The sequence below is a fragment of the Actinoallomurus purpureus genome, from assembly GCF_024055795.1.
Lineage (GTDB): Bacteria > Actinomycetota > Actinomycetes > Streptosporangiales > Streptosporangiaceae > Actinoallomurus > Actinoallomurus purpureus.
Window position 1 is genome coordinate 71630 of the sequence record NZ_JAMXMY010000026.1, and the last position, 16828, is coordinate 88457.

Annotated in this window: 13 protein-coding genes; 11 read left to right on the forward strand and 2 right to left on the reverse strand. The window is 73.0% G+C overall.

Annotated features, from left to right (window positions below; genetic code table 11):
- Positions 1 to 15 precede the first annotated feature (15 nt).
- From NE236_RS36175 to NE236_RS36205, 7 genes are read left to right on the forward strand one after another with little or no spacing between them, the layout of a single operon-like run.
- Positions 16 to 1626: an SDR family NAD(P)-dependent oxidoreductase gene (locus tag NE236_RS36175; RefSeq protein WP_252846752.1), complete on the forward strand. Its 1611-nt coding sequence runs from the start codon at positions 16 to 18 to the stop codon at positions 1624 to 1626.
- Positions 1626 to 2759: a leucine-rich repeat domain-containing protein gene (locus NE236_RS36180; protein WP_252846753.1), complete on the forward strand. Its 1134-nt coding sequence runs from the start codon at positions 1626 to 1628 to the stop codon at positions 2757 to 2759. The genes NE236_RS36175 and NE236_RS36180 overlap by 1 nt, the downstream gene beginning before the upstream one ends.
- Complete coding sequence (locus tag NE236_RS36185; protein ID WP_252846754.1) at positions 2756 to 4594, forward strand: ankyrin repeat domain-containing protein; 1839 nt, start codon at positions 2756 to 2758, stop codon at positions 4592 to 4594. Before NE236_RS36180 ends, NE236_RS36185 begins: the two co-directional genes overlap by 4 nt.
- The gene (locus NE236_RS36190) at positions 4591 to 6462 is read left to right on the forward strand and encodes an ankyrin repeat domain-containing protein (RefSeq protein ID WP_252846755.1); all 1872 of its coding nucleotides are present in this window, start codon (positions 4591 to 4593) and stop codon (positions 6460 to 6462) included. Before NE236_RS36185 ends, NE236_RS36190 begins: the two co-directional genes overlap by 4 nt.
- On the forward strand, positions 6459 to 7661 hold the full coding sequence (locus tag NE236_RS36195; protein ID WP_252846756.1) for an AAA family ATPase: 1203 nt from the start codon (positions 6459 to 6461) through the stop codon (positions 7659 to 7661). The genes NE236_RS36190 and NE236_RS36195 overlap by 4 nt, the downstream gene beginning before the upstream one ends.
- Before the next feature lie 3 nt (positions 7662 to 7664).
- A complete protein-coding gene (locus tag NE236_RS36200; protein ID WP_252846757.1) occupies positions 7665 to 8858 on the forward strand; it encodes a vWA domain-containing protein in 1194 nt (397 codons plus the stop codon).
- A gap of 40 nt (positions 8859 to 8898) precedes the next feature.
- A complete protein-coding gene (locus NE236_RS36205; protein ID WP_252846758.1) occupies positions 8899 to 9603 on the forward strand; it encodes a TetR/AcrR family transcriptional regulator in 705 nt (234 codons plus the stop codon).
- Between the two features lie 13 nt (positions 9604 to 9616).
- On the opposite strand, the gene NE236_RS36210 is transcribed toward NE236_RS36205, so the two are convergent.
- Positions 9617 to 10852 carry an outer membrane protein assembly factor BamB family protein gene (locus tag NE236_RS36210; RefSeq protein ID WP_252846759.1) on the reverse strand — a complete coding sequence of 412 codons (1236 nt, stop codon included), beginning with the start codon at positions 10850 to 10852 and terminating at the stop codon, positions 9617 to 9619.
- A 188-nt stretch (positions 10853 to 11040) separates the two neighbouring features.
- Here NE236_RS36210 and NE236_RS36215 point away from each other — a divergent pair, with 188 nt between their 5' ends.
- Entirely contained in the window at positions 11041 to 12069 is a 1029-nt protein-coding gene (locus NE236_RS36215; RefSeq protein ID WP_252846760.1) for an AMP-binding enzyme, read from the forward strand.
- On the opposite strand, the gene NE236_RS36220 is transcribed toward NE236_RS36215, so the two are convergent.
- On the reverse strand, positions 12005 to 13786 hold the full coding sequence (locus tag NE236_RS36220; protein ID WP_252846761.1) for a GNAT family N-acetyltransferase: 1782 nt from the start codon (positions 13784 to 13786) through the stop codon (positions 12005 to 12007). The two genes, NE236_RS36215 and NE236_RS36220, sit on opposite strands and share 65 nt — an antisense overlap.
- 612 nt (positions 13787 to 14398) lie before the next feature.
- On the opposite strand from NE236_RS36220, the gene NE236_RS44070 reads away from it, so the two are divergent.
- The 3 genes from NE236_RS44070 to NE236_RS36235 all read left to right on the forward strand — a co-directional run bounded on the left by NE236_RS44070 (position 14399) and on the right by NE236_RS36235 (position 16789).
- A complete protein-coding gene (locus NE236_RS44070; RefSeq protein WP_289851334.1) occupies positions 14399 to 14860 on the forward strand; it encodes a transposase in 462 nt (153 codons plus the stop codon).
- A gap of 152 nt (positions 14861 to 15012) precedes the next feature.
- Complete coding sequence (locus NE236_RS36230; protein WP_252846762.1) at positions 15013 to 16131, forward strand: sensor histidine kinase; 1119 nt, start codon at positions 15013 to 15015, stop codon at positions 16129 to 16131.
- Positions 16132 to 16135: 4 nt separating this feature from the next.
- Positions 16136 to 16789: a response regulator gene (locus tag NE236_RS36235; RefSeq protein WP_252846763.1), complete on the forward strand. Its 654-nt coding sequence runs from the start codon at positions 16136 to 16138 to the stop codon at positions 16787 to 16789.
- The last annotated feature ends 39 nt before the right edge of the window (positions 16790 to 16828 follow it).

The window sequence follows — 16828 nt, forward strand, 5'->3', positions numbered from 1 at the left end:
TCGTAGAGCCGATCGGTGGGGGTGTCCGTGGTCGTCGATCCCGACCGGCCAGGGAGCCGACCGGGCGGATCCGGCACCGTCCCCGACCAGGCCGAGATCGACGCGTGCCTGCGCGTGATGGGCCAGGCCCGCGCGGCCCATCCGGACGACCCCGGCTGGGCGGCCGTGCACGAGGCCGCCACGCAGCTGTATCGCGCGGGCAAGAAGGCTCGGAAGGCGTCCCGGCATGCCGACCGCAGACGGCACGATCGCGAGGCGACCGCCGCCGCGACCCGTTACCAGGAACAGGACCCCGCGCCCGAGCCCGGCCCGCCGGGCGACCGGCCCGTGACGTCGACGCGATCGGAGCGGCGTCCCGTGTCGCCGAGCCACGGGCCCGCACCGACAATGCGCTCCCCGGAGCAAGACCCCGCCCTGCGGCCCGGTTCGCCGGGCGACCGGCCCGCGGGGGCCGGGCGGTCGCTGGTCAAGGCGCGGCGCTGCTACGTCTGCAAGACGCACTACCGGCTCGTGCACCCGGAGTACCACCTGCTCTGCCCGGCGTGCGCCGAGGAGAACCTGGCCCGCCGGCACGCCCGGTGCGACCTGCGCGGCCGCCGCGCGATCGTGACGGGCGGGCGGGTGAAGATCGGTTTCCAGCTCGCGCTGAAGCTGTTGCGCGACGGCGCTGAGGTCCTGGTGACCACCCGTTTCCCGCGCGACGCGGCGCGCCGGTTCGCGGCCGTCCCCGACGCTCCCGACTGGCTGGACCGGCTCCGCGTGCACGGGGTCGACCTGCTCGACCTGGCCGCCGTGGCGGGCCTGCTGGAGGCCGCGCACCGGGAGTTTCCGTCCCTGGACATCCTCGTCAACAACGCCGCCCAGACGATCCGCCGCCCCGGCGTGTACCACCGTGAGGTGCGCGTGGCCGAGAGCGAGCCCCTCACCGGCCTCGCCGCCCGGATCGACGTGACCGACGCGGCGGCCGTGACCGGCGAGCCCGCGCTCCCCGCGCCCGCGGCCGCGGCCGGGCGCCCGGACCGCTCCCCCGGCGGCATCGGAGCGGACGACGGCACGACGGCCGTCGCGGCGTGGGACGACACTCTCGAGGCGCTGTTCCCCGCCGGGCGTACGGACGAGACCGGGCAGCCACTCGACCTGCGCGACCGCAACAGCTGGAGCCTCCGGTTGCACGAGGTCGACCCGGCCGAGTGGCTGGAGGTCCAGATGGTCAACTCCTTCGCGCCGTTCCTGTTGACGTCCCGGCTGCGCGGCCTGCTGGAGGCGTCACCGTGGCCGGACCGGTACGTCGTGCAGGTCTCGGCGATGGAGGGCAGCTTCTCCCGGGGCCACAAGACCGTTCGCCACCCGCACACGAACATGGCCAAGGCCGCGCTGAACATGCTGACCCGTACCTCCGCGCCCGACTACGCGGCCTCGGGCATCTCCATGAACAGCGTGGACACCGGCTGGGTGACCGACGAGCGCCCCCATCCGGACAAGACCGTGCAGCGGGAGGCCGGGTTCCGCCCGCCGCTGGACGTCATCGACGGCGCCGCCCGGGTGTACGACCCGATCGTGCGGGGCGTGGGCGGGGAGCGCCTGTCCGGCCTGTTCCTGAAGGACTACCGACCGGTGGATTGGTGATGATGGAGCCGACGCCCGTACGCTGCCCCGCGATCGAGCATCCCGACGTCCCGCCGGCCGACCCGGCGGACCTGCGGCCGTTGCTCGTCCGCCTCGCCGACCCGGCCCCGGTGACGGCCGACGAGACGTTCCCGCTCGGCACCGTGCGCCCGGACGGCCGGATCGACCTGTGCAAACAGGGGCTGGGCCCGGCGGGCGCGGCCCTGCTGCTTCCCGTCGCCGTCGCCTCGCCGCACGCCGCGCACCTGCTGCTCGGCACCAACGCCATCGGGAGCGAGGGGGCCCGGACCGTCGCGGACGCGCTGGTCCCCGGGCACGGTCTGGAGACGCTCTACCTCGGCTGCAACCGCATCGACGCGACCGGTACCGAGGCGCTCGCCGGGCGGCTGGCCGACGACACCACCGTCCGTGCCGTGTGGCTGAAGCGCAACCCGGTACGCGATGACGGGGTGCGGGCACTCGCCGCGATGCTGCGCCGGAACACGACGATCCGCACCCTCGACCTGGTCAACACCGGGCTGACCGAGGACGGTCTTCGGGCGCTGCTGGCCGCGTTGACCGAGCGGACGGATCCGGTCGAGCGGCTGTTCCTCGGCGGCAACGGGCTGGGGCCCGAGTCGGCCGGCACCCTGGCGGCGCTGGTGCGCGACGCGGGCGTGCGCGAGCTGTACGTCCCGGCCAACCATCTCGGCGATGCCGGAGCCGCCACGCTCGCGGCGGCGGCCGACCCGGCCCGGCCGGTGCGTCTCGGCCTCGGCGGCAACGGCATCGGGCCGGACGGCGCGCGTGCGCTGGCCGGCGCCCTCGGCGGCATCGAGGCGCTGGACCTGGGGCGTCCGCCGTCCGAGCGCAGCCTCGGCGCGCCCGCCAACGTCACCGGGGACGCGGGAGCGGCGACGCTCGCCGCGGCGCTGCCCGGCAGTCCGCTGCGCCGGCTGGAGCTCCGCCGTACGGGGATCACCGGACGCGGGGCCAAGGCCGTGCTCGCCGCCGTCCCCGACGACACCCGCCTGGAGTACGTCGGGTTCGGGCCGGGGGTGCCCCGCCGGATGAAGCGGGCCCTCGCGCCCCGCCTGCGGCCCGCCGCCGGGCCCCACCCGGACGTGCACGCCATCGGGAGCCTTTACCGGTGAACGCCGCTCTTCCCGCCGGGTTCCCGGCTCGTACGCCGTCCCGGTCCCACCCGCCGCACGAGGCGTCGCGGCTGCGGCGGATCCGGCGGTACGCCGTGCCCCGGTGGATGATCGAACAGGCCACCGAACACCGGCTCGCCGGAGACTGGCGCGGCGCCTGCGCGGCCGCCAACGTCGACGTCACCTTCGACCTGGCCGACATCTCCGGAGAGCACGGCGACGCCGTCGCGGCCGAACTCGAGGACGACCTGCTCCACCTCGCCCCCGACCTGCTGCGCTGGCACCTGCCCCGCCTGGACCGCGGGCGTACGACGCTCGTCCCCGACCAGGTGATCGTGCTTGCCCGCCCGGGCGGGCGAGCCGACACCCCGGCGCTGTTCGTCGGGACGCCCCGCTGGATGGCGCACGGGCCGCAACGGCTGACCCTGCACTTCGGGAGGGCGCGGGCCGAGGCCGTCTTCCTGGAGACCGACGTGACGTACTGCGCGTTCTGGCGCAACGTCGTCCAGGACTGGAGCGCCGCCCGGCACCTGTGGGACGTACGGCACGCCGGCGAGCTGCGCGAACGCTGCGGTGGCGGGGACCGCGCGCCGTTCTTCGAGGCCGACGGCAGCCCGCGCACGGCGCTCCCCGGAACCGCGCCCGGCACCGCCGATCCGGCGGCGCACACCGAATGGGTCACCCTGCTGCACGAACGCGGCGAGATCGAGGCCGCCTTCGCCGCCGCCGGCATCGACCTGGACCCGTCGCCCGTCGACGTCGAGCCGTATTTCAGCGTGAAGGGCGTGGACCCGCTCGACGCCTTCGCGCGCATGCCCCTGGCCCTGACCCGGCTGGGGCCGGAGTTGCGGCGGCTCGCCGAGCCGACCGGCGATGACCGGTTCTGGATTCCGTACACGCAGTACGCCGCCGTCTTCTTCGACCTGGGCGGCCCCGGGGACGGGCCGCGCGCGTGGGTGGCCGCCTCCACGGGTGATGATCCAAAGGGCACCGCAGTCCTGCCGGAGGCCTGCTGGCGCCGCCTGCCCGACCTGGATCTGCTGCGGGACGGGCGGACTCCCCCGGAGCACCTGCACCCGCTCGTACGGGACGCGCTGTTCCCCGCCCGGACGGCCGCCGACGGCCCGATCGGACCACCCGGCCCCGAGCTCCCCGTCCCGGTCCGCGTCCGATGCCGGGGCGAATGGCACGAGGTGTCGGCCCGCGATGGTGTCCTCCACATCCCGCACGACGAGGAGGAGCAGCGGCGGGAGAGCGCGCTGCGGGCGTTCGGCGGCGCGGTCGCGGGCTGCTTCGCCGTACGGGAGACGTGGACGTCGGGGATCGGACGGCTGCCGAAGGGCCTGCGTGCCCAGCGCGACGAACTGTTCGCGCGGATTCACCACGGTGACCTTCCCGGTGTGCTCGCGCTGCTGGACGCCGGTGTCGACCCCCGCGTGCGCGACGGCCAGGGGCGCACACTGCTCCACCTCCTGCACCTGCTGGACTCCGGAATCGATCCCCGCGTCCGCGGCCCCCGCCGACGAGAGGTCCTCCACACCCTGCGCCTCCTCGACCACGACGGGCTGCCGGCTCGTGTCCTGCGAGCGGGCGTCGACATCGACGCGAGGGATGTGGAGGGGCGCACGCCTCTGTTCGCGGCGATCTGCGGGGACGGCTCGGTGGCACTGGTCCGGGCGCTGCTGGCCGCCGGGGCGCGGATCGATCTGAAGGGCGAGATCCACGGTGAGGAGCTGTCGCTCCACCGGCTGGTCGAGATGCAGTACCGGGACGATCTCGACTTCCTCATGGAACGGATCGAACGCGAGCATCCCGAGCTCACCGAGGAAGAATGAACGCCATCGGTACACCGCTGCCCCGGCCCGCGTCCGGCGCGCGCCGGGCGTGGTCGAAGTCCTACACCCCGGAGACGGCGGGGCACCTGCGGCGGATCCGGCGGTACGCCGTGCCCCGGTGGATGATCGAACAGGCCACCGAACACCGGCTCGCCGGAGACTGGCGCGGCGCCTGCGCGGCCGCCGACGTCGATGTCCCCTTCGACCTGGCCGACGTCGCCCACGATCACGGCGACGCCGTCGCGGCCGAGCTCGAGGACGACCTGCTCCACCTCGCCCCCGACCTGCTGCGCTGGCACCTGCCCCGGGGGCCGGCCGAGCGGACGACGATCCGCCCCGGCCTGCGGGTCGTGCTGCGTGGCTACGGGCGCCGGGCCGGGGCCCATCCGTACCTCCACGTCGTGACGCCCGGTACGGTCGACGGGCCGCAGCGCCTCGTGCTGCGGTTCGGCCGGGTCAAGGAGCGCGACGGGCAGCACGCCGCGCAGCACGTGCAGGACTGGACCTTCGCCCGGCATCTGTGGGACGCGCGGCGCGCCGGTGAACTACTCGAACGCTGCGGCGGCGGGGACCGCGCGCCGTTCTTCGCGGCCGACGGCACCCCGCGCGCGCTGCCCGCCGCCCCTCCCGGTCCCGTAGACCCGGTGGCGCTCACCGAGTGGGCCGCCCTGCTGCACGAGCGCGGCGAGGTCGAGGCGGCCTTCGCCGCGGCCGGGATCGAACTGGACGCGACCCCGCCCAGGATGAACCGTTCCTCCCACCGGATGGAGCCACTGGCCGTCCTGGAGAGGCTGCCGCTGGCCCTGACTCGTCTCGGTCCTGAGGTCCGGCGTCTCCAGGGCGAAGGCCTCGGGAGCCGTTACCAGGTCCCGCCCCCGTACCCCTGGGGCAGTGCGGTGCTGCTGGAGCTCGACCGCGGCGGCCTGCGGGCCCGGCTCGTGGACGCGGGCCACACCGGCGACATTCCCGCGCTGGCCGAGGCGTGCTGGCGGCGGCTGCCGGACCTCGACCTGCTGCGGCGCGGCGACGTCGGCCCTGATCACCTGCATCCGCTGGTCCGCGCCGCGCTGTTCCCACGGCGGGCGACCACCGGCGGCCCGATCGGGCCGCCGGGTCCCGACGTCCCCCCCGCCCCGGTACGGGTCCGGTGCCGCGGCGAATGGCACGTCGTCGCGTTCCGGGACGGTGCGCTGCGGGTGCCGCACGACGAGGACGAGCAACGGCGCGAACGCGCCCTGGGAGCGCTCGGCGGCGCCGTCACCGGCTGCTTCACCGTCCTGCCGGTCGTACGGTCCGGCACCGGCCGGTTGCCGAAGGCGCTGCGCGCGCAACGGCGTGAGGTGTTCGCCCGCGCCGATCACGGTGACGCGCCGGGAGTGCTGCGGTTCCTGGACGCCGGGATGGACCCGCACATCCGCAGCGGCGGGCGGCGCACGCTCCTGCACACGCTCCACCTGCTCGACCACGAAGAGCTGCTGCCACGGCTCCTGGCGGCCGGCCTCGACGTCGACGCCCGGGACCACTACGGCTCCACTCCGCTGCTCACCGCGGTCGGCCACGGCGGATCGGCCCGGCTCGTCCGGGCGCTGCTCGCCGCCGGCGCGCGGATCGAGGCCGTGAACCAGGACGAGAGCACCCCGCTGCTCGTCGCCGTGGGCCGCTCCGCCCCGGTCGAGGTCGTCCGGGCACTGCTGGACGCCGGCGCGCGGACCGACGTCACCGACCGCTGGGGCTCCTCCGTACGCGACCACATCCACCGGTGCAAACGCGGTGACCTGGCCTTCCTCAAGAAGGAGCTGGACCGCGACCACCCCGGCCTCGGCCACGGACGGTGGCCCTGGCCCCATCGGCAGGAAGAGGAAGAGTGAGTACACCCGACGGCGTCCCCGCCGACGACCCGCTGGCCGCCGCCGACGACCTGGTGCGCCGGCTCGACGCACGGCGGACGGAGCCGACCGCCGACCCGCAGCTGGAGGCCCTGGCCCTCGCGGTGTCCGCGAACCTGCCGGTGCTGCTCTGGGGCGAGCCCGGCATCGGCAAGTCGGCAGGCCTGCGGCAGCTTGCCGCCGGGCTCGGCGTCCCGCTGGAGACGGTCATCGCCAGCGTGCACGAGCCGTCCGACTTCGCCGGTCTGCCGATCGTCGGCGACGACCCGGCCACCACCGGGGTGCCGATGGCCCCGCCGGACTGGGCGGTCCGGCTCGCCACGGCAGGACGCGGCCTGGTGTTCTTCGACGAGCTGTCCTCCGCTCCCCCGGCCGTGCAGGCGGCGCTCCTGCGGGTCGTCCTCGAACGCCGCGTCGGCAGCCTGACCCTCCCCGAGCCGGTCCGCGTGGTCGCCGCCGCCAACCCGCCGTCGAGCGCCGCGGACGGCTGGCACCTCAGCCCTCCGCTGGCCAACCGGTTCGTCCACCTGCAGTGGACGCACGACCCACGGACGGTCGCGCGGGGAATGGCGGGGACCTGGCCCGCGGTGCCCCTTCCGCGCGTCGACCCGGCCCGGGTGCCGAGCGCGGTGGCCCGCGCCCGCGGGGTGATCTCCGGCTTCCTCACGGCACGGCCCGGCCTGGCCCACCACCTGCCCGGCGACGCGGAGAGCCGTGGCCGCGCCTGGCCGTCACCGCGCACCTGGGAGATGGCGCTGCGGCTGCTCGCGACCGGATACGCGACCGGCGCTGGCCAGAAGGCGGTCGCCGCCGCCGTGGTCGGCGCGGTCGGGGACGGCGCCGGGCTGGAGCTGCTGTCCTATCTCGAAGAGCTGGACCTACCGGATCCGAACCGCGTCCTGGCCGACCCGGACGCCTTCGCGCTGCCCGAGCGGGGCGACCGGCAGCTCGCGTTCCTGACCGCGGTCGTCTCGGCGGTGCAGTCCGACCTCACCCGCCGGCGCTGGGAGGCCGGTTGGACGGTGCTGGCCAAGGCGGTCGACGCGGGCGTGCCCGACGTCGCGGCCCGGGCGGCGGCCGACCTGGCCGTGCTCCGCGACACCGAATGGCCGGTGCCCAGCGGCATCGACGCCTTTGTCGACCTGCTCCAGTTGTCCGGCGCGCTGCCCGGCGAGGCCTGACACATGGCCGGGCTCGACCGGGTCAAGCTGCTCGCGGCGCGGTACCGTGCCGCGACCGACCGGCCGTACCTCGCCTCAGCGCTGTACTCGCTGACGGTCGTGCCCAGCGAGGGCGTGCCGACCATGGGCGTCGACCGGCACTGGCGGTGCTACGTGTCACCGGCCTTCGTGGACGCGACGCCCGTTCCGGAGCTCGCGGGCGTGTGGATCCACGAGGTCGCGCACCTGCTGCGCGACCACCACGGCCGCGCGGACCGGTTGCCCGCCGCGGACCAGCGCGACCGGCTGCGCCTCAACGTCGCCCAGGACTGCGAGATCAACGACGACCTCATCGCCGACGGGCTGGCGCTGCCGGCCGGTCGGGTGGAGCCCCGCGGCTTCGGGCTGGACGCCGGACGGCTGTTCGAGGAGTACCTGCCCCACCTGCCTCCCTCGGCCACCTGTTCCGACTGCGGCTCCGGCGCCCACGGCTCGCCGGCCGGATGGGAGCTCCCCGGAACCGATGGGCCGGGCGGGGTCGGCCCGGTCGAGGCGGAGGCGCTGCGCCGGCACACCGCCGAGGCGATGCGCGCCCACCAGCGCAACCGCGGCGACCTCCCCTCTGGCTGGCGGCGGTGGGCCGAGCAGATCCTCGAGCCCACGGTCGACTGGCGGCGGATGCTGGCGGGCGCCGTACGGGAGGCGGTGGCGTGGGCGGCCGGGGCGGTCGACTACACGTACCGCCGCCCGTCGCGCCGCACCGCCGCCCTGCGCGCCGCCGCGTCGCGCGACGTCGTCCTGCCCAGCCTGCGCCGACCCGTCCCCGTGGTGGCGATCGTCGTCGACACGTCCGGGTCGATGGGCGAGGACGACCTGGCGGCGGCCCTCGGCGAGGTCACCGGTGTGCTGCGCGAGGTCGGCGTCGGCGGCAACCGGGTCACCGTGCTGGCCTGCGACGCCGACGTCCACGCCGCCTCCCGGGTGACGTCCGCACAGCAGGTCACGCTCGCCGGTGGCGGCGGCACCGACATGCGGGTCGGCATCCGGGCCGCCCTCGCCCTGCCCGAACGGCCCGGCGTCGTGATCGTGCTCACCGACGGATTCACCCCGTGGCCCGAGGAACCCGCGTCGGCCCGCCTCATCGCCGCCCTCATCGGCGCGGACGCCCCGGCCCCGCCGTCCTGGGTCGAGACCGTCCGCGTCGCAGACCGGCGTTAGCCTGGTCGGGCCAGGTGATCGACAGGAGAGGCGGGTCGCGATGACCACACGACGCGAGCGCCTGCGAGCCGAGCTCGACCGGGAGATCCGGGCGTCCGCGCATCGGCTGCTCCGGGCCGACGGACCGGCGGCGATGACCCTGGCCGCGATCGCCCGCGAGGTCGGGATCACCGCGCCCGCGATCTACCGGTACTACGAGAGTCACGACGACCTCGTACGCGCGGTCGCCTCCGACCTGGTGGAGGACCTGGTGGCGACGCTCACGGCGGCCGCCGACCCGTCCTACGATCTGCTCACGCGGCTCACCGGCGCCACCAACGCGATCCGCACGTGGGCCCTGGAGCACCCCGCGGAGTTCGCGTTCCTGTTCGGGTCGCCCAACGGGACCTCGGGCCGGGCGCAGGGCGAGATCTCGGCCGGCTGGGTGGTGCGGCTCGCCCACCTCTTCGGCGGCCTGTTCGAGGAGCTCTGGCGGCAGCGGCCGTTCGCCGTCATTCCGGACGCGGAGCTCGCCCCCGCCCTGCGCGACGAACTCGCCGCCTACCGGAGGACGACCGGGCTCGACCTCCCGCTCGGAGCCATCTGGATCCTTCTGACGTGCTGGCATCGGATCTACGCCGCGGTCTGTCTGGAGATCTTCGGCCATCTCGGGGTCGGCATCGACGATCACGGTCCGCTGTTCGACCAGATGCTCGTCGAGCTGGTCGCCTCGCTCGGTCTCGTCTACGAACCGCCGGCGCGCTGACGCCCACCGGCGCCTACCCGGCGGCGGCCTGGAAGACCAGGGAATGGTCCTGCTCGACGATGGCGCCATAGGGGCCGACGAGTGACGGTGCCGCGCCCGGCGAGGTCTCGCGATCGCGACCGGTGCGGGCGTCGAGGACGACGGGGCCGTTGGCGGTGGTCCCGTAGAGGGCGCCATGCCACACGGCGGTGACCGTGGGCTGTGTCCTCCCGCCCTTCGGCAGCTCCCACAGCGGCCGCACCGTGGCCGCGTCGAAGGCCAGGACCTGGTGGGTCGAATGGCAGACGGTCACCGACCTACCGTCGTGGACGCAGTCGTAGCGGACGCTCTGGTCCGGGAACCGGAAACGCCGCCTGCCCGTGGAGATGTCCAGGAGGCCGTCGGCTCCGTCCCCGGCGAACAGCGCCACCAGCGTCGGTCCGGCGGGGCCGGCCTCGTAGGTGTGGGTCAAGACCGGGGCCGTACTCCAGCGGACCGCGTTCGTCATCGCGTCGATGCCCTGCAGCCGGTACTTGCCGCCGCCGAAGATGCCGGCGAGGCGCACCGTGCCGATGACGACGACCCGACCGCCGGACGCGGCGACCGGGATCACCCCGCGCCGGGCCCAGCGGATCCGGCGTGCGGCCGGGTCCACGACCACGACGGCGTCCACCCCCGACCCGCTCAGCCCGATGACGATCGCCTGATCGTCGGCGCCGACGATCTGGTGGTAGGTGAAGTCCTCCCCCGCCAGGTGCGGCGGCAGCGGCAGTGCGTCGTCACTGACCGTACGCCCGGTTGCCGGGTCGACGACGAGGACCTCGAGCACCGGCGTCGCGGCCGTGGTGCCATGGCCCGGCAGCTTCCCGGGGAAGAGTCCGACGACCCGCTCCCGGCCGCCCGAGGACACGATGGCCGGTCTGATGTCCCGGCCGTCAACGGTCGCGCCCGCCCCCGGCCGGGCGCTCCACGAGGGATCGCCGGTGGTCACGTCGACCGCCCGGAGTCCCTCGGCATCCTGGAAGTACGCCAGGCGTCCGGCCACCGCCACGTCGCCCGCGTCGTCCGGTCCGGTCGCCGTGGACAGCAGCGGACGGCCGTTCGGCGCGAACCTCACGGGCGGGTCGAAGTGGGGGGCGTCCTTCGCGGCGGGAATCTTCGACCTGACCGCCCCGGCCCGTGGCCCGTCCTCTCGTCCGCATGCGCTCATGGTGAGGGCCAGTGCCCCTCCGGCGAGCGCCGCCGTGACCCGGGCGAAGACTCCCGGCACTGAAACGTTCCCGCGCGACCTGCGCTTCATCCCACCTGCCTCGATGTTCCGTGAATAGGCGTAGTCATGTTAATGACAATAACGGAGTAATGCATAGTAATCACCCGCGACGGCAGGGAGTTGTGGCATGTCCGGATGTCCGTGAAACCATGACCCGTACCTGAGATCCGGGCCACCGCGGAGAAAGGATGAGCGTGAACCTTCGGGAGATCCGGTCCCTCATCCGGCTCGAGCCGGTCGAGCGCGACCCGGTACGACGGCGGCTCGCCCACTGCCACGACATCGACGACCCCTGCCTGGACAAAAGCGCATTCAGATACGGCCCTAATGCCATGGCGTCCGCCACTTGGGCAGCAAAGGAGCGACCCCGCGCGCTCCGTATGCGTTACTCAACCACCAGGTCGCGCTATCGATGGGAGTGGTGTCTTGGTGGCATCATTGCCTGGGTCAGCGTTTCCCCCCACTCAGGGAGATTTTCTATGGGCTATGAGGACGTCGAGGCGGAACTTCTCAGGCATCCGGCTGTGCGGGAGTGCGTGGTCACCAGAATCGAGACCGGGCCACAGAAGAAGACGCTCGTCGCTTACGTCGTCGCCACAGGTCAGACCGATGTCGCGGAGATTCGGACGTTCCTGTCGGCCCCCCGTCTGCGATCCGAGCGGATCCCGCGCGCCGTGATATCGGTGGAATCCCTGCCCCGTACCGGTTCCGGTGAGGTGGACCGCGAAGCGCTTCCGCTTCCGGTGCTTCCGGGGCAGGCGGCGGGTGGTAAAGGGGCGCTGTCTGATCTGGGCGATGGGCCGCGCACGGTGGTCATGCTGGTGCTCGCGGGGCTCGTCGCTTTGGTGGCGTTCCTGATCACCGACAGTCTTTGGCCGGGTTCCACTGATCTGTCGGCGGTGCCGAACGAGTGGAAGGCACTCTTCACAGGGCTCTATGTGGCCGAATGCCTGGCGTTCGGCTTGGGGATCGGCTTCCTGCTCTTCGGCCGCGGGCGGTTGGCCCGTCTGGGACGCCCTGTAGGGCTGACCACGCTCGCCCATCTGTCGATCGTCTGGCTGCTGGTCGCCTGGTGGCCGCAGGACAACCTCTACCGGCTCACTGCCAAGACCGACTGGAGCGGTCAGGCCGCCCTCGTCTACGGGTTCAACGTCACCTTGATGATCGCCGCAGCCGTCCTCGTCGTCTTCGCGGTCCGCGAGCGCCGGGCGGGCTGACTTCCAGATCCCCGAACATCTCGCCCAGTGCCGCGTTCGCGGCGCGGACGGACGTTTCCGCCTCCTCAAGGGTCCGCGACGTACGGGCGGCGATCGCCACGCCCAGGTAGGGGACGGGATCGAATGCGGCTGTCGGGATCGTGACCAGCAGTGTGGCGCCTAGTGCCCGGCAGCTCCGCACGGTACGGGTGACGTGTGCGCGCAACGCGCTGGCGGGCAGCCGTGCCCCCAGCGGTAGCCGGTCGAGCGTGCGGACGACGTGACCTCCCCCTCGGAGACGATCCAGGGCGGCCTGAATGTGGAACGCGACGGCGGGGCCGGTGAGCCGCAGATTGATCTCGGTAGGGGCGAGGCGGGCGGATCGGTCGGTGACGAAATCAACGTCGTACCAGCCCCGATAACCGTTCTCGGCCAGGGCCCGGCCCACCGCTGCCCCGAACGCCATGGCCGTTTCAGTGAGCGGGTCGGGCAGGACACCGGGGCCGACGGTGACTCCCCGGTAGCTGGTCCCGTCGACGTCCATCAGCCCGACGCCGACCGGGTGGACCTCGCCGCCGGCGTCGATGACGGCGTCGAAGGTGGGGTTACGGTACGGGCCGGATCCCTCCACGTACTCCTCCAGCAGCACGCCGTCGCGCGCCCACCGCCGTGCCAATGAGCGGAATCCTTCGGTCTCGGGCGACACGATCAGCGTGCCGGACCCGCCGACGCCGTACTCGCTCTTCAACACCACTCGGGCCCCGCCGGCCAGTTCCCGTGCGAGTGCGCGCGGCGAACCTACCGGCCGTTGTGCGGGGACGAGGATTCCCGGGTGATCGGGAGCCAGCGTTTGGAACAACGCGTGCGCACGCCTCTTGGACTCGTACCGGCCGATGGCTTCCACGACACCGCCGGGTGACGGGGCGATCGGCTCGAACGCCGGCGTACGGCCCCACGGCAGGACCCGTGAGGTGAGGCGTTGCATCAGGTCCGGCCGGGCCCGGATCGCCTTGGAAACCCGGCCGTCACCGGCGATCCCACTGTGTACCTCCACCTCGCCCCAGCCGAGTACGGCGGCGACGTCCCGTACCCACCAATCCTCGACCCGCTCGGGGAGAACGATCACCGTCGGGCGTGGACCGCAGAAGGCAGCCAGGCAGGAGTAGTGGTCGGGACCCTGGACACCGCCGGTGAACTGGCCGTTGAACTCGGCGACATTGCCGACCTGGACCGTGGGACCTCCCTCGCTCCAAGCGACAGACCAGGACGCCTCCGGCGCGACCGGCCATGCAACGAGCACGGGCAGGACACGGTCCTGCCCGGTGAAGTCCTGTCGTTCCGCCCCCATCGCCAGGTAGAACGCCTCCGCGTTGGGGTCGGATTCGATCGTCACCCGGGTGAACCCGAGCCGTCCCGCCTCCCGCAGCCCGTGCTCGTACAGCGCGCGTCCCACGCCACCGCCGATCGCGTGCGGCTCCACGAACAGCAGGCCCAGCTCACCCTCCGGTGGATCACCCTCCAGCGTGGCCACACCCACGACCAGTCCATCCCGTTCGGCCACCACCGCGCGCCGTTCGACGACTTCACCACGCCGAAGCCGAAGATCCTCCCGGCAAGCGGCCAGAAACGCCTCGTCATAGCCCCAGTACGCCTTGGAACGCATTACCAGCCCGCTGAGCGCCTCCGCCTCATCCGGGCGCGCTGCCCTGAGCTTCACCGCTCCGGTCGAGCCACTCATGCCGGGATGCTCTCACGGGGTGACTCATCAGGCGGTGGCCTCCATCGCGACTCCGTGGTGTGGCGTCGGATATCCGCCAGCCCTGGCGGCGGGAGGCGAGCACGCTAAGAGGCATGGCCGTGTTTCTATGCGCCCGACCCGACGTCCTAACCGGACGTCCGCTCATGCCGCTGAGCGCCATGGTGACCAGGTCGCCGGTTCGTCTTGCGTCATCATCGGGTTCGGCCCGATCGTTAGAGCAGCGGTGGGTGATTGCCGTCCGGCGGGCGGCTGCGTCCCGAGCTATGGCCCGGGACCGGCGTGCAAGCCAAGTAGCTGCCGCCCCCGGTAGGCGACCATCGACAACGACAACTAGAGGAACCCAGCCCGTGATCGTCCAACACCTTCATGTTGAGGTGGCCGAGCCGATCGACCGTACACGATGGCCGTACACCATCCCTGCCGTGGCGGCGATCCACGATCATGGGCTGGGGCTCCATCAGCCCGTGACGTTCCTCATTGGTGAGAACGGATCCGGCAAGTCGGGCCCTCCCCGGCCCTCCCCCCGAGGTGTGGACACCCTGAGCGCCCCGGATCATGAAGGTCTGGGGGTGAGAGGGGTCCTGCGTGGTGATGAAGGTCTACTCCGAGGAGTTCAAGGCCGACGCGGTGGCGTTGTATCTGTCGGATCCGGCGCAGACGTACGCGTCGGTGGCCAAGGACCTGGGCGTCAACCGCGAGACGCTGCGGTTGTGGGTGCGTCAGGCCCGGGCTGGCCAAGCCGGTGAGACGCTGGCCCGGCGGCGGGAGGCCGGCGCTGCCCCGGTAGCCTCCGACGCCGTGCTGGACTGGGAAATGTGGGGCCGAGCCCCGTACGGCTACGACGCCGCCACCCTCTATTGCCACACCCTCCTGCAAGCCGACGTCGCCCAGACGGTGCACGACACGTTCGCTGACATGCTCGACACCCCAGAGGGGACACGGACCCAGCTGTTCGTGATCACTCGCATGCTCTTTCGTGCCGATCGTGGCGACTACGACGACCTGGTGATCCCACTGCACCGCCACGCTCGTTCGCTCCTCGCCGCGTCCTGACCCTGAGGTGCGTCACGCTGATCGTGTTCGACGCCGTCCGAAGCGACCTCATCCCGGCGAGGGATGCGGCTATCGGTACGGCGAGGGAGGTGATCGTGGTGGCGGCAGGTGCATACTCTCGGCCGGGTTCCCTCTGAACACAGGAGTCGGCCGTGCGAGCGAGCACTCTCCGGGTTTCGCGGCTCGACGCCGCCATCGCCGCCGTCGTCACCGCCGCGACGGTGACGACGGCGTTCGTCCCGTACCGGCAGCCGTGGTGGTTCCTGGCGCTGACGTTGGTGGCCTCGGTGCCGGTGGCGTGGCGGCGGGCGATCTTCACGGTGGGCGGGCTCGTGGGCGGCGCGACGACGGTCCTGGCGGTCACCGCCGGCTCACTGGCGCACACGCCGCTGCTGTTCCTGCCGTACGGGGTGCTGGTCTGCACCTTTACGTTCGCGGCGCGGACCATGTCGCCGGTGCGGCGGGCCGTCGGCATCGTGGCCCTGGTCGTGGGCGTGGTGGTGTCCCTGGTGGTACCGGAGGAGGATCTGGAGACCTACCGTTACCTGGTCACAGCCATCGTCGCGGCGTACGCCGTCGGGGTGGGCGCGCGGGCGCGGCGGGCCGCGCGTGCCGCCGAACGAGAGCGCGAGCGGCGCCTACGCGAGGAGCGCGCCGCCGCCGTGGACCGCGAACGAACCCGCATCGCCCGTGACATGCACGACATCGTCACGCACTCGGTCGGCATCATGATCGTGCAGGCGGAGGCCGGCCCGCTGGTCGTACGCGAGGACCCGGAGAAGGCCGAAGCGATCTTCGAGGCGATCGGGGCCGCCGGGCGCGACGCCGTCGGACAGCTCCGCCTGATCCTCGGTGCCCTGCGCGGCGGCCAGGACGACGAGGGCACGGCGCACGGGCCGGTGCCCGGAATCGAGGCCGTGCCCGGACTCCTGGACAACGCCCGCCGCGCGGGCCTCGACGCGGCCCTCCATGTCGACGGCGAGCCACGGATGGTCGCGGCCGACGTGGACGTCGCCGTGTACCGGATCGTCCAGGAGGCGCTGACCAACACGATCCGGCACGCGGCCGCGCGCACCGTGGGCGTACGGCTCCGCTGGTCCGCCGACACCTTGGAGATCGAGGTGTCGGACGACGGGCGGGGCGCTCCCGATCTGCGCGAGGGGCACGGCGTGATCGGCATGCGGGAACGCGTCACGGCCTGCGGCGGCACGCTGAGGGTGCGACCCGGGCACCCCGGCTTCACCGTCGCCGCCACTCTTCCGATCGGATAGGCCCATGCTGCGTGTACTCGTCGCCGACGACCAGGACCTGTTCCGCGGCGGCTTCGCCATGATCCTGGGCGCCCAGGACGACATCACCGTCGTGGGCGAGGCCGCCGACGGCGCCGAGGCGATCGCCAAGACGGTCGAGCTGGAACCGGACCTGGTCCTCATGGACATCCGCATGCCCGGCGTGGACGGTGTCGAGGCGACCGCCGAGATCTGCCGGCGCACGGCCGCGAAGGTACTCGTCCTGACGATGTACGACGTCGACGAGTACGTCTATGACGCCCTGCGCGCCGGGGCCGCCGGATTCCTGCTCAAGGACGTGCGGCGGGACGATCTCGTCCGCGCGGTCCGCCTCGTCGCCGAGGGCGAGTCGCTGCTGGCGCCGAGCGTCACCCGGCGGCTCATCGCCGACGTCGTCGGCCGCGGACAGGTACGGCCCAGCACGCGGCGACGGCTCGACGAGCTGACCGGCCGGGAGATCGACACGCTGCGGCTGCTCGCCCAGGGCCGCTCCAACTCCGAGATCGCCACCGAGCTGGTGGTCAGCGAGCACACGGTCAAGACGCACGTGAGCAACCTGCTGACCAAGCTCGGCCTGCGCGACCGGGCCCAGGCCGTCGTCTTCGCCTACGAGTCCGGTCTGGTGGTCCCCGGCCGGTGACCGGGAACTCGCCCGGAGGGACCAGACGGGGTTCACTCG

Coding starts and splice junctions, on each gene's coding strand:
- NE236_RS36215 (WP_252846760.1), top strand. CDS start 11,041: ATGAGCGTGAACCTTCGGGAGATCCGGTCCCTCATCCGGCTCGAGCCG.
- NE236_RS36200 (WP_252846757.1), top strand. CDS start 7,665: ATGGCCGGGCTCGACCGGGTCAAGCTGCTCGCGGCGCGGTACCGTGCC.
- NE236_RS36190 (WP_252846755.1), top strand. CDS start 4,591: ATGAACGCCATCGGTACACCGCTGCCCCGGCCCGCGTCCGGCGCGCGC.
- NE236_RS36205 (WP_252846758.1), top strand. CDS start 8,899: ATGACCACACGACGCGAGCGCCTGCGAGCCGAGCTCGACCGGGAGATC.
- NE236_RS36180 (WP_252846753.1), top strand. CDS start 1,626: ATGATGGAGCCGACGCCCGTACGCTGCCCCGCGATCGAGCATCCCGAC.
- NE236_RS44070 (WP_289851334.1), top strand. CDS start 14,399: ATGAAGGTCTACTCCGAGGAGTTCAAGGCCGACGCGGTGGCGTTGTAT.
- NE236_RS36220 (WP_252846761.1), bottom strand. CDS start 13,786: ATGAGTGGCTCGACCGGAGCGGTGAAGCTCAGGGCAGCGCGCCCGGAT.
- NE236_RS36235 (WP_252846763.1), top strand. CDS start 16,136: ATGCTGCGTGTACTCGTCGCCGACGACCAGGACCTGTTCCGCGGCGGC.